Origin of the sequence: Candidatus Pelagibacter sp. (assembly GCF_052049855.1) — a bacterium.
Classification (GTDB): domain Bacteria; phylum Pseudomonadota; class Alphaproteobacteria; order Pelagibacterales; family Pelagibacteraceae; genus Pelagibacter.
Genome location: NZ_JBNGZE010000002.1, coordinates 470,715 through 487,885 on the forward strand (window position 1 = coordinate 470,715; position 17,171 = coordinate 487,885).

Annotated in this window: 18 protein-coding genes; 2 read left to right on the plus strand and 16 right to left on the minus strand. The window is 32.5% G+C overall.

The window, feature by feature from the left end; translation table 11 throughout:
• Positions 1–64 precede the first annotated feature (64 nt).
• Both hisI and ACTT9X_RS04725 read left to right on the plus strand, forming a co-directional pair.
• Complete coding sequence (gene hisI, locus ACTT9X_RS04720) at positions 65–532, plus strand: phosphoribosyl-AMP cyclohydrolase (RefSeq protein WP_440934506.1); 468 nt, start codon at positions 65–67, stop codon at positions 530–532.
• Positions 533–907 (plus strand): DUF2237 family protein, encoded by a 375-nt coding sequence (locus tag ACTT9X_RS04725; protein WP_440653916.1) that lies wholly within the window; start codon positions 533–535, stop codon positions 905–907.
• A 1-nt stretch (position 908) separates the two neighbouring features.
• Here the strand turns inward: ACTT9X_RS04725 and ACTT9X_RS04730 are convergent, their stop codons facing one another.
• Genes ACTT9X_RS04730 through ACTT9X_RS04805 form a run of 16 tightly spaced genes read right to left on the minus strand, consistent with a single transcriptional unit; the run spans position 909 to position 17,163 of the window.
• Entirely contained in the window at positions 909–2,528 is a 1,620-nt protein-coding gene (locus ACTT9X_RS04730) for an electron transfer flavoprotein-ubiquinone oxidoreductase (protein WP_440934507.1), read from the minus strand.
• Positions 2,529–2,551: 23 nt separating this feature from the next.
• Entirely contained in the window at positions 2,552–3,505 is a 954-nt protein-coding gene (locus ACTT9X_RS04735) for an electron transfer flavoprotein subunit alpha/FixB family protein (RefSeq protein WP_440934508.1), read from the minus strand.
• Positions 3,505–4,254, minus strand: a complete 750-nt coding sequence (locus tag ACTT9X_RS04740; RefSeq protein ID WP_440934509.1) for an electron transfer flavoprotein subunit beta/FixA family protein — start codon at positions 4,252–4,254, stop codon at positions 3,505–3,507. The genes ACTT9X_RS04735 and ACTT9X_RS04740 overlap by 1 nt, the downstream gene beginning before the upstream one ends.
• Positions 4,254–6,686 (minus strand): GcvT family protein, encoded by a 2,433-nt coding sequence (locus ACTT9X_RS04745; protein ID WP_440934510.1) that lies wholly within the window; start codon positions 6,684–6,686, stop codon positions 4,254–4,256. The genes ACTT9X_RS04740 and ACTT9X_RS04745 overlap by 1 nt, the downstream gene beginning before the upstream one ends.
• 55 nt (positions 6,687–6,741) lie before the next feature.
• Positions 6,742–7,203 carry a hypothetical protein gene (locus tag ACTT9X_RS04750; RefSeq protein ID WP_440934511.1) on the minus strand — a complete coding sequence of 154 codons (462 nt, stop codon included), beginning with the start codon at positions 7,201–7,203 and terminating at the stop codon, positions 6,742–6,744.
• 11 nt (positions 7,204–7,214) lie between these two features.
• Positions 7,215–8,825, minus strand: a complete 1,611-nt coding sequence (locus ACTT9X_RS04755; RefSeq protein ID WP_440934512.1) for a hypothetical protein — start codon at positions 8,823–8,825, stop codon at positions 7,215–7,217.
• Positions 8,825–9,259 carry a CoA-binding protein gene (locus tag ACTT9X_RS04760; RefSeq protein WP_440934513.1) on the minus strand — a complete coding sequence of 145 codons (435 nt, stop codon included), beginning with the start codon at positions 9,257–9,259 and terminating at the stop codon, positions 8,825–8,827. Before ACTT9X_RS04760 ends, ACTT9X_RS04755 begins: the two co-directional genes overlap by 1 nt.
• On the minus strand, positions 9,259–9,441 hold the full coding sequence (locus ACTT9X_RS04765; RefSeq protein WP_440934514.1) for a hypothetical protein: 183 nt from the start codon (positions 9,439–9,441) through the stop codon (positions 9,259–9,261). The genes ACTT9X_RS04760 and ACTT9X_RS04765 overlap by 1 nt, the downstream gene beginning before the upstream one ends.
• On the minus strand, positions 9,441–10,220 hold the full coding sequence (locus ACTT9X_RS04770; protein ID WP_440934515.1) for an enoyl-CoA hydratase: 780 nt from the start codon (positions 10,218–10,220) through the stop codon (positions 9,441–9,443). The genes ACTT9X_RS04765 and ACTT9X_RS04770 overlap by 1 nt, the downstream gene beginning before the upstream one ends.
• Positions 10,221–11,072 carry a HalD/BesD family halogenase gene (locus ACTT9X_RS04775; protein WP_440934516.1) on the minus strand — a complete coding sequence of 284 codons (852 nt, stop codon included), beginning with the start codon at positions 11,070–11,072 and terminating at the stop codon, positions 10,221–10,223.
• Between the two features lie 6 nt (positions 11,073–11,078).
• The gene (locus ACTT9X_RS04780; protein ID WP_440934517.1) at positions 11,079–11,453 is read right to left on the minus strand and encodes a cytidyltransferase; all 375 of its coding nucleotides are present in this window, start codon (positions 11,451–11,453) and stop codon (positions 11,079–11,081) included.
• Positions 11,450–11,860, minus strand: coding sequence for an adenylyl-sulfate kinase (locus tag ACTT9X_RS04785; RefSeq protein ID WP_440934518.1), 411 nt, complete (start codon positions 11,858–11,860; stop codon positions 11,450–11,452). The genes ACTT9X_RS04780 and ACTT9X_RS04785 overlap by 4 nt, the downstream gene beginning before the upstream one ends.
• Positions 11,860–13,095 (minus strand): M24 family metallopeptidase, encoded by a 1,236-nt coding sequence (locus ACTT9X_RS04790; RefSeq protein ID WP_440934519.1) that lies wholly within the window; start codon positions 13,093–13,095, stop codon positions 11,860–11,862. Before ACTT9X_RS04790 ends, ACTT9X_RS04785 begins: the two co-directional genes overlap by 1 nt.
• Positions 13,092–13,718 carry a class I SAM-dependent DNA methyltransferase gene (locus ACTT9X_RS04795; RefSeq protein WP_440934520.1) on the minus strand — a complete coding sequence of 209 codons (627 nt, stop codon included), beginning with the start codon at positions 13,716–13,718 and terminating at the stop codon, positions 13,092–13,094. Before ACTT9X_RS04795 ends, ACTT9X_RS04790 begins: the two co-directional genes overlap by 4 nt.
• Positions 13,718–16,123: a GcvT family protein gene (locus ACTT9X_RS04800; protein WP_440934521.1), complete on the minus strand. Its 2,406-nt coding sequence runs from the start codon at positions 16,121–16,123 to the stop codon at positions 13,718–13,720. The genes ACTT9X_RS04795 and ACTT9X_RS04800 overlap by 1 nt, the downstream gene beginning before the upstream one ends.
• Positions 16,123–17,163, minus strand: coding sequence for a homocysteine S-methyltransferase family protein (locus ACTT9X_RS04805; protein ID WP_440934522.1), 1,041 nt, complete (start codon positions 17,161–17,163; stop codon positions 16,123–16,125). Before ACTT9X_RS04805 ends, ACTT9X_RS04800 begins: the two co-directional genes overlap by 1 nt.
• Positions 17,164–17,171: the final 8 nt, after the last annotated feature.

Genomic DNA, 17,171 nt, shown 5'->3' on the forward strand with positions numbered 1-17,171 from the left:
ACAGCAAATACCTCAATTTAAAAATATTTAATATATTTAGATATGTGCTAAATAATCACCCCGTATGTTCAAAAAAAGAGAAAATATCTATGATATTGAAGAAGGAAATCTTCTTTCGCCTAAGTTTGATAATGATGGATTAATTCCTGTGATTACTATGTGCTCAAAAACAAAAGATATTTTAATGCATGGATACATGAATGTGGAAGCTCTAAAAAAGACAATTGAAACTAAAGAAGCGCATTATTATAGCAGATCTAGAAAAGCTATTTGGCATAAAGGTAAAACAAGCGGATTTACTCAAAAGGTTACTGAAATTAGAATTGATGATGATCAAGACTCTATTTGGTTAACAGTTGATATAGGTGATGGGGCAAGCTGTCATGTAGGATATAGATCATGTTTTTACAGATCAATTCCAATGGGACCAATTGATAACGGAAGAAAAGTTGAAATGGAATTTCTTGAAAAAGAAAAAAAATTTGATCCAGAAGAAGTTTATAAAGGACAACCAAACCCAACAAAAATTTAAATGAGTGAAAAACAAAAAAATGTATTAGGTGAAGACTTGGAGGAATGTTCAAATGATCCTTTAACAGGATGGTTTCGTGATGGTTGTTGTAATACTGACGAGAATGATCATGGACTTCATACAGTCTGTGCTAAAGTTACTACCGAATGCTTAGAGTGGATGAAAGAAGCAGGTAACGATTTGATTACTCCACATCCTGAATTTGGGTTTCCAGGTTTAAAAGATGGAGATGGATGGTGTTTGTGTGCTAGTTGGTATGCAAGAGCAATTGAAGCCGGTAAAGGATGTCCAATATTTTTGAAAAGAACTCATGAAAACACTCTTAAATATGTGCCTATTGAAACTTTAAAAAAGTTTGCAATAGATTTGTCATAATTTACATATTTCCATATCTTGGACCACCACTACCCTCTGGAGTAACCCAGGTAATATTTTGAGATGGTTCTTTTATATCACAAGTTTTACAATGAATACAATTCTGAGAATTGATCACAAATTTATTTACATCATTTTCTTTTTGGATTTCATACACACCTGCGGGACAATATCTTTGAGCAGGTTCATCAAATTTCTCCAAAGTATAATTTATTGGTAAATCAGGATCTTTAAGTTTTAAATGAACTGGTTGATTATCAACATGATTAGTTCCTGTAAGATAAACTGAACTAGTTTTGTCAAAAGTTATTACATTATCATATTTTGGATAATCTATTTTTGGCATCTGATTTGCAGGTTTTAATGTTTCATGATCAGCATGTTTATGTTTTAGTGTAAAAGGAAGTTTTCCTCTAAATAGAATTTGATCAATACCTGTAAAAATTATTCCTAAAATTAATCCCCAGCTAAAACTAGGTTTTACATTTCGAGCCTCAAAAAGTTCTTTATATAACCAGCTATTTTTAAATTTATCTTCATAAATCGACAAATCTTTATTTTCTTTTAAGTGTTTATTAATAGTTTCAGCAGCAATAATTCCACTTTTCATAGCAGTGTGAGAGCCTTTAATTTTTGGCATATTTAAAGTTCCGGCGTCACAACCAACTAACAAAGCTCCGGGCATAAACATTTTTGGCAAACTCTGAAATCCACCTTCAATTAAAGCTCTTGCACCGTAAGAAATTCTTTTTCCACCTTCTATAATTTTTTTAATTGCTGGATGTGTTTTAAACCTCTGAAATTCATCATAAGGAGATAAGTGTGGATTTTTGTAATCTAAACCAATTACATAGCCTAAAAAAACTTGTTTATTTTCAGCATGATACATGAAACTTCCGCCATAGGTATTGTTATCTAATGGCCATCCAGCTGTATGCATAACCAAACCTTCATCATGATTTTTATCCTCTATTTCCCAAATTTCTTTAAATCCAATTCCATATTGCTGAGGATCTTTACCTTTGTTTAATTCAAATTTTTCAATGAGTTGTTTTCCTAAATGACCTCTACAGCCCTCTGCAAAAACAGTTACTTTGCCTATAAGTTCAATTCCAGGTTCGTAACTGTCTTTTTTATTTCCTTCTTTATCTATACCCATGTCTTGAGTGGCTACACCCTTAACTGATCCATCTTCATTATATAAAATTTCACTTGCTGGAAATCCTGGAAAAATTTCAACACCAAGAGCCTCAGCGTGTTCGGCAAGCCATCTACATAAATTTGCAAGACTAATAATATAATTTTTATGATTTTGTTGAACTGCCGGAAGTAACCAAGTTGGCCAACTAAATGATCTATTTTTTCCTAAAAATAAAAATTTTTCTTTAGTTACCTTTGTTTTAATTGGTGAATTTAGTTCTTTCCAATTAGGTAACAATTCATCAAGCGCACGTGTTTCAAATACATTGCCACTTAAAATATGTGCTCCTATTTCTGATGCCTTTTCTAATAAACAAACATTCAAATTTGGATTTAATTGTTTTAATTTAATTGCAGTTGATAATCCTGATGGACCTCCACCAACAATTACAACATCATATTCCATTGATTCTCTAGACATAAACTAGTTTTTAACTGTAAGGATTATTTTTGTATAGTGTTTAATTTGTTCAACTCTTGCATGAACTGAGGTATTGCTTCAAATAAATCTGCTTCAAGACCATAATCTGCTACACTAAAAATTGGTGCCTCACCATCTTTATTAATTGCAACAATAACTTTACTTTCCTTCATTCCAGCTAAGTGCTGAATTGCACCAGAAATTCCGATAGCAATATACAAATCTGGTACAACAACTTTCCCTGTTTGCCCTACTTGATGATCGTTACTTATATAACCAGCATCTACTGCAGCTCTTGAAGCTCCAATAGCTGCACCAAGCTTGTCAGCAATTTCTGTAATTAATTTAAAATTATCTCCACTTTGCATTCCTCGGCCACCTGATACAACAATTCTAGCAGTACCAAGTTCGGGTCGATCAGATTTAATTTCTTCTCTTTTGATAAATTTTGTTTTTGAAAACTCTTCACTAGCATCAACTTTTGCAATTGAGGCTGATCCACCTGTTCTCTCACAAGGATCAAAAGAGGTAGGTCTGATTGTTACACACTTTTTAGCATCATTGCTTTTAATCGTTGCAAAAGCATTTCCAGCATAAATAGGTCTTAAAAAAGTATCTGGTGAAATTACTTTAATAATGTCACTTACCTGCGATGTATCAAGATGAGCAGCAATCCTTGGCATCAAATTTTTCCCAAATGTATTTGCCGAACAAACAATATGAGAATAATTTTCAGCAAGTTTGACAATCACTGGCGCAAAATTTTCTGCTGTGAAGTTTTCATAGTGAGCTGCTTCAACACTTAATATTTTTTTAACTACTGGAAGTTCAGATAATTGTTTTGTGGCTTCTGCAGTATCTTGACCAATAATTACAGCATGAACATCTGGATCAATTTGAGATGCTGCTGTAGCTGCATTAAGAGTAAATGGTCTTAACTCTTTATTATTATGCTCTGCTATAAGTAAAACTGCCATTATATTACCTTAGCCTCATTCTTTAATTTTTGAACTAATTCAGCAACATTTGCTACTTTTATGCCTGCTTTTCTTTTTGGAGGCTCTTCTACTTTTATTTGTTCTAATCTAGGTGACACATCCACACCTAAATCAGAAGCAGCAATTTCCTCTATAGGTTTTTTCTTAGCCTTCATTATATTTGGTAGTGATGCATATCTTGGTTCATTCAACCTAAGATCACATGTAACAATAGCTGGAACATTTATTTCAATTGTTTCAAGACCTTCGTCTATTTCTCTTGTTACTTCTAATTTATTATCCTTCACATCAATCTTTGATGCAAATGTAGCTTGAGGCCAATTTAATAAAGCACTCAGCATTTGGCCTGTTTGATTACAATCATCATCAATAGCTTGTTTGCCCATAAATACTAAATCTGGTTTTTCTTTATCGACTATTTTTTGTAAAATTTTTGAAACAGCCAAGGGCTCAAGTATTCCATCTGCTTTTACATGAATACCCCTATCTGCACCAACAGCTAAAGCTTTTCTAACTGTCTCTTGAGCTTTTTGTTCTCCAACAGTTATTGCAACTACCTCTGTGGCTTTACCTGCCTCTTTAATTTTTACAGCTTCTTCTATTGCGTTATCATCAGGAGGATTAGTCGACATTTTAACGTTGTCAGTAACTACACCAGTTCCATCTTCTTTTACTCTGATTTGAACGTTGTAATCAATAACCCTTTTTACAGCTACTAAAATTTTCATTAAGCTCTCAATAAATTATTTTCTGAATCGTATGGACTTTCATTTAGGACCGTAGCGTCGTACATTTCACCTAATATATCAACTTGTAATTTGTCGCCCACATTTGAGCAATCTGGTTTAACCATTGCAAGAGCTATTGATTTATCTAATCTAAATCCAAATTCACCACCCGTTGCTCTTCCAACAACTTTTCCATCTTTAAAAATTGGGTTATTTCCAAGTACATCTGCATCTTTAGTATTATGAACCTCTAAAGTGACCAATTTATTATCAAAACCTTTTTCTCTCCATTTATTAAGTGCCTCTAAACCAATAAAATTTCCTTTATTTGGATGAACAAATCTATCAAGACCAGACTCGTATGGTGAGTATTCAATTGATAATTCTGTACCAACTAGTTTGTAAGATTTTTCAACTCTTAAACTATTCATAGCCCTAATCCCAAAAGGTTTGATTCCTAAATCTTTTCCTGCTTCCATTAATTTATCAAAAATATGATTTTGATATTCAATTGGGTGATGTAATTCCCAACCAAGCTCACCCACAAAGTTTACTCTCATCGCATTTACTGGAGCATATCCAACATTTACATTTTTAGCAGTTAGCCATTTGAAATTCTCATTAGAGAAATCATCTGTTGAAACCTTTTGCATTAATTGTCTAGCTTTAGGTCCTGCTACAACTAAAACTCCTGTGCTGTTTGTTAAATCTTCAAATATTACTGATCCATCATCTGGCATCCATTTTTGTATCCAGTCATGATCTAATCTTAAATTTGCTCCAGCAGAGACTAAATAGTAACTATTCTCTGCTTCTTTCATTATCGTAAATTCTGAATGCACTCCACCTTTAGTGTTCAAAGCATGACATAAATTTATCCTTCCAATTTTTTTTGGAAGTTTATTAGCTACCAAATAATCTAAAAATTCCTCTGCTTTGGGTCCCCTAATTCTACATTTTGCAAATGCAGTCATATCTAAAAGGCCTACATTTTCTTTTACATTTTGACATTCTTTCTTAATTGCGTCGAACCATTTTGATCTTCTAAATGACCAATCATCTTTTTGTTCCATTCCATCTGTTGCAAAAAAATTAGGTCTTTCCCATCCAAACTTCTGACCAAACACAGCGCCTAAATTTTTCATTCGTTCATAACAAGGAGCTGTTCTTAGAGGTCTTGCTGCTGGTCTTTCTTCATCTGGATAGTGAACAATAAATACATGGCTATATGCTTCTTCATTTTTTGCTTTTAAATAAGATTTAGTTGCATAGTTACCGTAACGTCTTGGTTCTACTCCTAACATGTCAATTGTAGGTTCGCCATCAACGATCCACTCTGCTAGTTGCCAACCTGCACCACCTGCTGCTGTTATTCCAAAACTATGTCCTTCATTAATCCAAAAATTCTTAAGTCCCCATGCAGGACCAACTATTGGATTACCATCTGGAGTATAACAGATTGCTCCATTATAAACTTTCTTTACTCCAACTTCTCCAAATGCAGGAACTCTATGAATGGCTCCTTCTATATGTGGAGCTAATCTGTCTAAGTCTTCTTGAAATAATTCGTATTCAGAATTTTTTGATGGCCCCTCTACATAACAAGCTGGTGCACCATCTTCATAAGGGCCTAAAATTAATCCTCCAGCTTCTTCTCTCATATACCATCTGCTATCACTATCTCTTAAGACTCCCATTTCTGGTAATCCATCTTTTTTTCTTTTTTGAATTGCAGGATGCGGTTCTGTAACAATGTATTGGTGTTCAACAGGTATTACTGGAATATCTAATCCAACCATTTCACCTGTTTGTCTCGCAAAATTTCCAGAACAAGAAATAACATGTTCACACTCTATTGATCCCTTATCTGTTTCCACAATCCATCCATCTTTAGTTTGCCTCATTGATAGGACGGTTGTGTTTCTATAAATTTCTGCTCCTCTATTTCTTGCACCTGTTGCTAATGCTTGTGTTAAATCTGCTGGTTGAATATATCCATCTTCAGGGTGTTGTATTGCGCCAACTAAATCATCTGTATGACATAATGGCCAAATTTCTTTTACTTGTTCTGGTTTCAAAAATTTAACATCTACTCCGATAGTTCGAGCAACACCTGCGTATTGATGGTATTCATCCATTCTATCTTTTGTACTTGCTAGACGAATATTTGAAACAACACTAAAGCCAACATTTTTTCCAGTTTCTTCCTCTAATGTTTTGTAAAGATTAACTGCATATTTATGAAGTTGTCCAACTGAATAACTCATATTAAATAAAGGTAACAAACCTGCTGCGTGCCAAGTAGATCCCGAAGTTAACTCTTTTCTTTCAACTAGAACAACGTCAGACCAGCCCTTTTTTGCTAAGTGATAAAGAGCACTTACACCTACTACTCCTCCACCAACTACTACGACTTTAGTTTTTGTTTTCATTCAGCGATTCCTACTAAATTTTTAATTATTACGAAACAAAAATGTATATTGGAAATCAAATTGAGCTTCCAAGAGGGATTGGACTGGATACCATTGTGGTTAACCAACAGTCTTTCAAAGTTCCTTCAGAGGTGTATTTTTCAACTTGCCAATTAAACTTGTGATAAATCTTATTTTTATCTAGAATGATTACTTCAAATTGTGCCCATTTGTCACTACTTCCAAGCTCAGTAATTGTATGACTTAAGTGATTAATCATCATCCCATAAGAGTCACTTTTTAACATCATTTTAAATTTGCTTAATGGTCCTGTTACTCTCTTATTGTTTGGGTGAGCAAAATTCCATGTTTGTTCTATTCCACTATCCTTGAATTTAGAGTCATTTTTTTGAAGTCCATTAAGTTGAATCTTTATAACTTCTTTTGGTTTAATAGTGCTATTTGGATTTAATAATTCAGCGTTTGAAAAAGTCGAAGATATCAATAATAAAATTAATACTTTAAAGATAGTTTTCATTTTAAAAATAATTACTCCGATGTTTTGTATTTACTATTATTGATAATAATTACAAATAATATTGGAAGAATTAATGTCAAAAGTGTCACAACAATTAATAAAATCCCAAGTTCAGAATAATCTGCTGTAGTTTGAATTTCACCTGAAACTTTATCTTTTACTTCTCTTGTGACCGTAAAGATTTCATTTAAATACTTGGTCCCTAGTGCACTTGCTGATAACGCAAGATTTGTAAAGGATGCAAAAACTGCAAAAAAAGTTGCTTTTAAGTGTGCTGGAGCATTTTTTGCTATCCATGCTAAAAGAGGAATCATTGAGACTTGTCCCAAAGGAGATTCAAGAGCTGTGTTTATTAATGCGATGAACTTAGCATCAACTACTCCACCTGTTAATGAAGCTGTCCAATTATGAAAACCATAATACATTCCAACACTTGGTAAAAATAAAATTGCTCCTGCAATACTTAAAACAACAATAATTTTAGCAATGGAATTATTTGCCATAAACGGTCTTAACAAAACAATACCTGCTAATGTTAAAATTGATGCAAGTAATGATAGGACAGAAAAAAACTGCTCATTAAATCCAAGCTCATCAATTTCAAACCATGTTAATCCCGGTCCAGGTCCAGGCATTGCTCTAAATATAAAAATAATAACTGCTGTGCCTACAATAGTTAATCTTAATTCTTGAGGTAATTCTTTAATAAGTTTAAACATTAAAAACAAAATAATTATTACTGAGCCTATAAAAACAATTTCTTGTGCAAAAGGCACTTTAAAGGAACCAATAGACAATGTGAAAATAACGAAAACTAAACTCCCTCCCAATATCCACCAGTTTATTTTTGTTTTCTCGACACCTCTTTCCTCTTTAAATTCAAGGCCTTTAGATTTTAAATTTTGTATTTTTTTATGTCTTAAATAGTTTGCTAAAATTACACCTAATATAGAAACTAAAGGTATTATCAGTGCATAGATATAAATAGTTCCGTATAAATTTATCTTCTCAGTCTGTTCTAAACTCTCTACGTCTCTGAACAAAATTACATTTACCAATGCTACAAGTACTGTACCACCAATAATCGCAAACCTTCCAAGAGTTTGCATTGTTGTATGCATTACTTTTATTTGATCCTTGGAATAATCATTTCCTATCTCGTCAACTAAAGGAACAGCCTCTACAGTCATAGCATCAGCGACCACGTCCTGAACCACATAGCCAACTGGAGCTAAAATTACACTTATTACAAACCACGTCTCTACCAAAAATATCTGGGACATATCTTCAGTATGAATAATTAACCCGTACATAATCAGTAAACTGAGAGCTATTAAGGACGCTCCAAAGTAGACCATATAATTTTTTCTTTCCCAAATAAGATCTACTAGATGACCTAATGGCATTTTTAAAGCCCAAGGAATACCTGCCCAAAACCCTAATCCTGCAAGAAATGCTGCTGAAAGATTTAAATAATCTTTTACAAAGAATGTGCCAACTATACCTGTTAAACCAGATATACCTGCAGCCATATAAACCATTAATGGTGGTAAGTAAGTCCACTTAAATTGTCGACCCAAGTCTAAAAAAGTACTATCTAAAAACTTAATTACTTTGTTCATTAGTCACCCAAAACTGGAAACGCCTGTCTAACTTTCAGAAAATACTTTTGATATTCCATTTTAGTACATTTGTTTTCAACATACTTAATATCATTTTTTTCCATCAAATCTTTTGCCTTTTCGTCTCGTATACCAAGCTGTAACCATAAAACTTTAGCCCCAATTTTAACTGTATCTTCTGCTATAGCATAGACTTCTTTAGATGGTCTAAAAACATCTACGATATCAATCTTATCTTTAATATCTGAAATTTTAGCAAAAACCTCTTGCCCTAAAATTTTTTGACCCTTGGCTCTGGGGTTTACTGGATAAACTTTATATCCATATTCTTGCATATATTTCATTACAATAGTTGATGCTTTAGTGGGATCATTACTTACTCCTACCATAGCAATAGTATTATATTTTGAGAGAATTTCCTTAATATCACTCATTAATTATTTTTAATCTGTTTCTCACAAAATATTCTAGCTTCAGAAGCAGTCATTGGTTTTTCCAATGTTTTAGTTCCAGCTACACATGCCTCGATCGCTCTTTTTTGATTATGATCTTTAAAATTATAAATTACTAATGCACCAATAATAATAAAAACTACTATTAAAATATTTTTTATCACTATTTATTTTTCCAATTTGGTTTTCTTTTTTCTAAAAAGGCAGAAATTCCTTCTTTAGCATCCATTGCCATCATGTTAAGGGTCATCATTTTACTTGTATAAGCATAAGCTTTATTTAAAGGCATTTCTAATTGTTTATAAAAAGCTTGTTTTCCAATTTTAATTGTCAAATTAGATTTTGAAGCAATTTTGTTTGCAATCTTTAGAACTTCTTTATTTAATTTTGACTTTGAAAAATAATCATTTATTAATCCAATTTCTTTTGCATAATTAGCTTTGATAGGTTCTCCAGTTAGCAACATTTTCATCATTGGTTTTCGATTTATCTTTCTACTGACAGCAACCATAGGTGTACTACAAAACAAACCAATATTTACACCAGGAGTAGCAAACAATGCGTCCTTAGTACTATAAGCTAAATCACAACTTGCAACTAATTGACAACCTGCAGCAAATGCTGCACCATGAACTTTAGCAACTATTGGTTTTCTACCTTCAACAATTTGAAGCATTACTTTTGAACAAAGATTAAATAACTTAAGGTATTTATCTCTCTTTTTTAAACCTCTCACTTCTTTTAAATTGTGTCCCGCACTAAATCCTTTACCAGCACCTTCTAATATTATTACTTTAACTTTTTTATTAGTATCTAATTTTTTTAATGCCTTTAATAAATCTGAAAGATTTTTGAATGATAAAGAGTTATAAGTTTTAGGTTCGTCAATAATAATTGATGAAACCTCATTGTTAATTTTTTTGATTTTAATATTACTAGTCATTTAATCAGTTAATCCATCGGATCTAGCCTGATTTCTTTCTATATGAATTGGTAAAACTTTGCCATAAATAGCTTTAGAATGTTCTGGAGTGTTTACTCTCCATGGATCTAAAACATAAGCTGGAATACACATATATCTTGATTTTTGGCCTTCAACTTTTGTTACTCTATGCAAAGTAAATCTACCTTTAAATATTTGTAAATCTCCTGGCTCTAATTTCAATTGTCTCACTCTAGTTCTATCTCCTGCTATAACTTTTTGAACTTCTTCGAAATTTTCATTTCCTGGTTCTCTAATATTTGGACAGTACTCAAATACTCCTCCCTTCTCAGGTTTCTGTATCATTAAACTAAGTGTAAATTCACAACTATCAAAATGCCATGGGAGTACTCCATCTGGTTTCATAACATTATAAGCATGACATGCCAAAGGATCTGCCCATCTGTAAATAGGAGAAATACCTAAACAAGCAGATACAAATTTTAAAAGCTCTTCAGTTTCGTATAAATATTTCATTTCGGAATCTTTTGGAAAACAATCTGAATTTAAATATCCATTGTATCTATTCATAAAAGTTCTTTTTGGATGATCTTTTGATAATGAGGGATCGTCCTTTGCATACAAATAAGCATTTATACTCTCTTTAGACATATAAACTTCGTCTAATTGTTTTTCTAACTCTGAATTCATAACTTTAAGTGATTTAGGTAAAATAAAATTTGGAATTGTTGAACAACTATCTTGATCCAGTTCTTCTTTACATTTTTTAACTAGTTTTTTAATTATTGGTGAATTTAAATCGTGTATTGGATATTTTTCTAAATCTACAATAGTCTTAAGTCTATCGTTCATTTAATTTTATTTTAACTTTCCCTCTTCTCTCATTTTCGCTCTTATCTTAGTAGCTGATATTTTTTGAGTTTCTTCATCTAAAACTATTTCCTCAATCTTATATCCAACTCCCCTACCATAGCAAATATTTGTAATATTAGGCACTAACATAATTTTAAATTGTCCTTCAAATTCAGGATTTAATCTGTCTTCAATATTTTTTTTAACTGTTTCAAAATCAAAAGGATTATCATCAACACCTTGTACATCTCTAATTTGAATACAAACTTGTCCAGTTTTTTTAATAATTTCTTTAAACAAAGTATAATGTCCATCATGAAAAGGTTGCCATCTTCCAAGCATTTGTGCTGTTGGTTTTTTGTTATCCCATTGGTGTATCATTTTTTTATCTCCTCTATTATTTTTGGTGCCCAATTTTTTGCATCTTGAGTTGTTACATGAAAATCAAAATTCTTAGGATTAACAAACATTTGATTAGTATCTTCAAATCTACCTTCTTTAATGGTGTCGACCCAAACTCTAAAATCTGCTGGAAATAACTTTCTTGCTTCAGGGGTTGGTGCAATAAAATCAGCAATTACATAATGACCTTCTGCTTTTAATTTTAAAGCTGCTTCAGCCATTCTTTTTGCTTGTCTTACCCTTCCTTCCTCTGAAAAATCCCAATCGTTTGCAGCTTTTCTTACTTCGTCTGCATTTAATCTTTTTGCATTTAAAAGTGGTGCCATTTCATCTGCTAGAGTTGTTTTACCAGCTCCAGGCAAACCCATTACTAAAATAATTTTCATTAAATATCTTCTAACGGATGATGGGACATTAATTCAAGCCCATTTTCACCAATTAAGTACTGTTGTTCAAGTTTAACACCTTCTTTGCCACCAAATTTACCGATGTAGCTTTCAATAGTAATAGTCATATTTTTTTGAAAAGTTCCTCCACGCTCACCTCCATCTGTAGGATATCTAATTGCAGGCCACTCATCACATAAACCAATTCCATGAACCATTACTGAATATCGATTTGGATAATATTCATCAGGTAATACCCAGGATTTTTCTGTGAATTCCTGAAAAGTTACTCCATCTTTTATTAATCTAGAATTAAAATCTATTTGCTCCCTAGCCATTGAATATAATTTTTTTTGTTCGTCATTAAATTTATTACCTGCAACAAAAGCTCTAGAAATATCTGCGCAATATCCATAAGGACCAACCATATCGGTATCAAAAGCAACTATTTCTCCTTGTTGGATAACTTTGTTACTACTTTCTTGCATCCATGGATTCGTTCTTTGACCTGAAGATAAAATCCTACACTCAATCCATTCACCTCCATTTTCGATATTTGTTTTATGTAGAATTGACCACAATTCATCTTCTGTCATTCCTGGTTTGAGATCAGATCTCATCTTAGATACACCTTTTTCTGCAACTTCTATTGCTGCTTTCATACAGGTTAATTCATCAGGTGATTTTATTACTCTTGCTTGTTCTAAAATTAATTTTGCATCTACAACTTCAATACCTTCTTTATTTAAAGCTGCAACCGCAGGACCATTTAAAACATCGATTGCAATTTTTCGTGATTTAAAATAATTTTTTGATAAATCTTTAACTTCATTTGTCCATTTTAATAATTGATTGTCTGCTTGGTCTCCATTACTAAAATAATCCCATGTAATTGCTGGTCTTATTTCATCAATTAGATTTAAATGCCTCGATAATATTTCACAATTAAAATACTCATAAAGAATAGTTGGTCCGTTGACTGGTACAAAACAATATCTTGTTAAATTATGCATATTATAGACACTCATGTTCACAGTATCTAAAGCATAACGAACATTAACTGGATCAAATAGAATACAAGCCTCTAAATTGTTTTTTTCTAATTCTTTTCTAACCCTATCTAAACGATATGATCTTAACTTATCAAAATCAATCTCGTCTTCTCTTAATCTTTTTTTAGTAATAAAATTTTGTCTTGGTTTTATCTCAGGAGCTATTTTTCTACTAAACCTCATAATACCCTATACAAACCTAACCATGCGTTAACATCTTTACTTGCAATATAGTCAGATTTAAAAAATTTCACCTCTTCCCACTTCTTGCCATCTTTTAGTATATCAATTTTTTTATCAAAACCATACTCTTCATGAATTCCTTCATTAATTGTGAAACAAATTAAACCACCTGGTTTTGTTATTCTTATAAACTCATCTAATGCATTTGGTTTTACATGCCCAAAAGTAAATGTTCCAACACACATAACTCCACCATAAAAGTTATCCTCAACTTCTATTGGTTTATTTAAATCAACCTTTACTAATTTTTGATAAAGATCCTTTGGTACGGTATCTAACAAAGTTTGAGATAAATCGGCTCCATGAAAATTTTTAAAACTATATTTTTTAAGCTCCAACCCAACTAAACCCGTTCCACATCCGGCATCAAAAATTAAAGTATCTTTATTTTTTTCATATTTGTTAAATGTTTCTGCGGTTTCTTTAGGCCCTGTATAATTCCAATCAACCATGTCTTTATTGTATTTATCTTTGTCTCCCCACTCATCGTAATACTTCATAACTTCATCAGTAGTTTTAAGCTTATAAATTGGAATTTTGTTTCCTACGTCTTTTTGAGCCATTAACTTCTCATTTTTTGACCACTTGGATCATAAAGTGGTTCTTTAATTATTGAACAATTAAATAAATCTCCATTGATCTCTACTTGAATTTTATTTTCAGAATTAATGTTTTTTTGATCAATAAAAGTAAACGCTACACTTTTATTTACAAAATGAGCAAAACCACCTGAAGTTACATAACCAATGCTTTCATTTCCATTCATGACAGCTTCATTGTTTGTTACATCAATATCATTTGTTTCAACAATTAATGGTATGAGTTTATTTGAAGAAATATCCTTTTGCGCACTTTCTTTACCAATAAAATCTTTATCCCAATTAATAAAAACATCTAAGCCTGTTTCTTTTGCAGTAAAATCTGGTCTATAATCTAAAGTCCAAGCTCCCCAATTTTTCTCTAACCTCATTGACATTAATGCTCTTCCGCCAAATGGTTTAATATTAAATTCTTTTCCAGCTTCGATTAATTCTTCATAAAGTTTTAATTGATAGTGAGGTGCTACATAAATTTCATATCCAAGTTCGCCAGTAAATGAAATTCTATTTATTATTGCTGGAACTCCACCAACAAACATTCTTCTAGAATCTCTAAATTTAAATTTTTCATTTGAAACATTGTCTCTTACAATTTTTTCTAAAACTTTCCTCGAATTAGGTCCTGCAATGGACAAACCGTGATATTCATCAGATCTATTAGAATAACTTAAATTAAATTTATCTAAATGACTCTCAAACCAACGTCTATGCATTTCTTGAGCAGCTCCAGAACCAAATACAATGAATTCATTTTCATCTAAGCAAGCTACAGTTAAATCACCACATAACTTTCCTCTATATGACAACATTGGGGATAAAGATATCCTTCCTGGTTTTGGAATTCTTCCAGCCATTATGTGATCTAAAAATTTTCTAGCATCAGGACCTTTGAATTCATGTTTTGAAAAATTTGCAACTTCAATTAAACCAACATTTTCTCTTACATTAATAACTTCCTTTGATACATAATCATGAGATCTTGATCTTTTGATAGTAGGGTCTTCATGAGCATCTTCTTTATTGTTTGCAAACCACAAAACATTTTCTAATCCAAAACTATCTCCCATAACAGCACCTTGGTTTACAAAACGATCATATAGTGCAGTGGTTTTTTGTTTTCTTCCTTTTGGTAAAGTTTCATTTGGAAATGTCATAATAAATCTTCGCTCATAATTTTCTGAAGACTTTATCGTTCCATATTGAGGTGATGCATAATCTCCAAATCTTGCAACATCCATTGCCCAAACATCAATTGAAGGTTCTCCATCAATAATCCATTCTGCTATACATTTTCCAACACCACCACCTTGACAAAATCCAGCCATAACACCAACAGCAACCCAATAATTTTTCATCCCTGGCACTGGACCAATCAGAGGACTTCCATCTGGACCAAAAGTAAAAGGTCCATTAACTATATTTTTTATTCCTGCACGTTCTAGCGCTGGCATTCTTTCAAAACCAATAGCCAATCTATCCTGAATATTATCTAACTTTGGCTCTAGTAACTCATGTCCAAAATTCATTGGTGTACCATCAACTTTCCAAGGAGTTGATTTTGGCTCATAAGTTCCAAGCAACATTCCCTTACCTTCTTGTCTAAAGTAAATATTTCCCTCAAAATCGGTTCCTATTGGCAATCTTTGGTCACCCATCGCTTCAATTTCTGGAATAGGTTCAGTGATTAAATAATGATGTTCCATAGGTTGAACTGGAAGATTTAAACCAGCTAATTGTCCAACTTCTCTTGCCCAAAGTCCCCCTGCATTAATTACTATTTCTGCATTTATATTTCCTTTGTCAGTAAATACTTCCCAAGTTCCATCCTCTTTTTGTTTAGTGTCCTTTACAACAGTGTGAGTGTAATATTTTCCACCATGAACTTTTGCAGCTTTTGCAAAGGCATATGTTACTCCTGAAGGATCAACTTCACCATCAATAGGATCCCATAAAGCTAACAAATATCTAGATGGATCAATTAATGGGTGTTTCTTTTTTACTTCCTCTAGAGAAATAAATTCTTGGTCTAGCCCCATGTATCTTGCTTTTGATCTTTCCCTCTTTAAATAGTCTGCCCACACTTCATTTGACGCTAAATAAAAACCTCCGCTAGGTTTAAATCCAGTTGAGTGACCAGATTCTTTTTCAATCTCTTTATATAAACCTATTGTGTAAGCCATCATCCGAGAGATATTAGGGTCAGATGAAATGACATGAACATTACCTGCAGCATGCCACGAGGAACCTGATGTTAGTTCATTTCTCTCAAGTAGAATACAATCCTTTAATCCAAATTTCGATAGATGATAAAGTATAGAGCACCCTACTACGCCACCTCCTATGATTACTACTTTGGTATGCTTTTCCATTAATATTTAATTTCCTTATTTACTTTTTTCAAAGATTTATCAGTACCATGATGAAAATGTTTGCTCATATCTGGCATATATTTCATTGAAATTGGTTTTTTACCAATCGCAACTGACATTTCTCTAACATGGTGAGCTTCAGCTCCACAACAAATACCAATAAAATTTATTTTATTTTTTACACAATCTTTTGCAAACTCTGCCATTTCAAATCTGTTACAAAATAAATTATCTAAAGCAACTGGAAATGCATTTCCACCAGGAATACAGTCACAACCATGATCGGTAATATTTAAGAAACCAGGTTCTTCCTCAGTAGTTCTGTAAGGAACAGGAAGTCCTGATACATGGCATGAAACTTTATCTCTGACTTTTTTTAAAAGTTTCATTGTCATCTCTGGTCCTCTGTAACAATTTAATCCAACAACATCAGCACCTAGATCCTCCATCATCTTACATGCATCCTCAGCACTATGACCTTCTCGAGTTTTGTCTCCTCTAGGAATTGCAAAATTACAAACTGCAATAAGTCCAGCATCTTTAATTACTTTTAATGCAATTTTCATTTCGTCAGTCCAACTAATTGTTTCAGCAATAACAAAATCAACACCAGCTTCTTTTGCCCAAGCAACTTGTTCTTCATACATTTGTTGACACTGTTTATGAGTATTTGCATCACCAGGATCAAATACATTTGTGTTTGCAACATCTCCGCAAACCATTAAGTCTAAATCTTTGAACTCGGCAGCAGCATCCTTTGCAATTTTAAGTGCATTTTTTTGCATTGGTTCTAACAAATGTTCTTTACCAATTATTCGAAGCTTTTCTCTATGACCATAGTAAGTAAATGCTTGAACAACATCTGACCCTGCTCTGATAAATTCTCTATGTAGCTGCGTTACTACCTCTGGATGTTCTAAAACCACTTCTGGAACAAATGGTCCTGCTGAAAGATAACCTCTTCTTTCCATTGCAAAAAGGTAACCTTCTGCACACATGATTGGACCTTCATTTAATCTTGTAATTAGATCTTTTTTCATAATTTACC

Coding starts and splice junctions, on each gene's coding strand:
- ACTT9X_RS04755 (WP_440934512.1), bottom strand. CDS start 8,825: ATGAACAAAGTAATTAAGTTTTTAGATAGTACTTTTTTAGACTTGGGT.
- ACTT9X_RS04775 (WP_440934516.1), bottom strand. CDS start 11,072: ATGAACGATAGACTTAAGACTATTGTAGATTTAGAAAAATATCCAATA.
- ACTT9X_RS04745 (WP_440934510.1), bottom strand. CDS start 6,686: ATGAAAACAAAAACTAAAGTCGTAGTAGTTGGTGGAGGAGTAGTAGGT.
- ACTT9X_RS04795 (WP_440934520.1), bottom strand. CDS start 13,718: ATGGCTCAAAAAGACGTAGGAAACAAAATTCCAATTTATAAGCTTAAA.
- ACTT9X_RS04735 (WP_440934508.1), bottom strand. CDS start 3,505: ATGGCAGTTTTACTTATAGCAGAGCATAATAATAAAGAGTTAAGACCA.
- ACTT9X_RS04770 (WP_440934515.1), bottom strand. CDS start 10,220: ATGACTAGTAATATTAAAATCAAAAAAATTAACAATGAGGTTTCATCA.
- ACTT9X_RS04785 (WP_440934518.1), bottom strand. CDS start 11,860: ATGAAAATTATTTTAGTAATGGGTTTGCCTGGAGCTGGTAAAACAACT.
- ACTT9X_RS04740 (WP_440934509.1), bottom strand. CDS start 4,254: ATGAAAATTTTAGTAGCTGTAAAAAGGGTTATTGATTACAACGTTCAA.
- ACTT9X_RS04760 (WP_440934513.1), bottom strand. CDS start 9,259: ATGAGTGATATTAAGGAAATTCTCTCAAAATATAATACTATTGCTATG.
- ACTT9X_RS04780 (WP_440934517.1), bottom strand. CDS start 11,453: ATGATACACCAATGGGATAACAAAAAACCAACAGCACAAATGCTTGGA.
- ACTT9X_RS04750 (WP_440934511.1), bottom strand. CDS start 7,203: ATGAAAACTATCTTTAAAGTATTAATTTTATTATTGATATCTTCGACT.
- ACTT9X_RS04730 (WP_440934507.1), bottom strand. CDS start 2,528: ATGTCTAGAGAATCAATGGAATATGATGTTGTAATTGTTGGTGGAGGT.
- ACTT9X_RS04805 (WP_440934522.1), bottom strand. CDS start 17,163: ATGAAAAAAGATCTAATTACAAGATTAAATGAAGGTCCAATCATGTGT.
- ACTT9X_RS04800 (WP_440934521.1), bottom strand. CDS start 16,123: ATGGAAAAGCATACCAAAGTAGTAATCATAGGAGGTGGCGTAGTAGGG.
- hisI (WP_440934506.1), top strand. CDS start 65: ATGTTCAAAAAAAGAGAAAATATCTATGATATTGAAGAAGGAAATCTT.
- ACTT9X_RS04725 (WP_440653916.1), top strand. CDS start 533: ATGAGTGAAAAACAAAAAAATGTATTAGGTGAAGACTTGGAGGAATGT.
- ACTT9X_RS04790 (WP_440934519.1), bottom strand. CDS start 13,095: ATGAGGTTTAGTAGAAAAATAGCTCCTGAGATAAAACCAAGACAAAAT.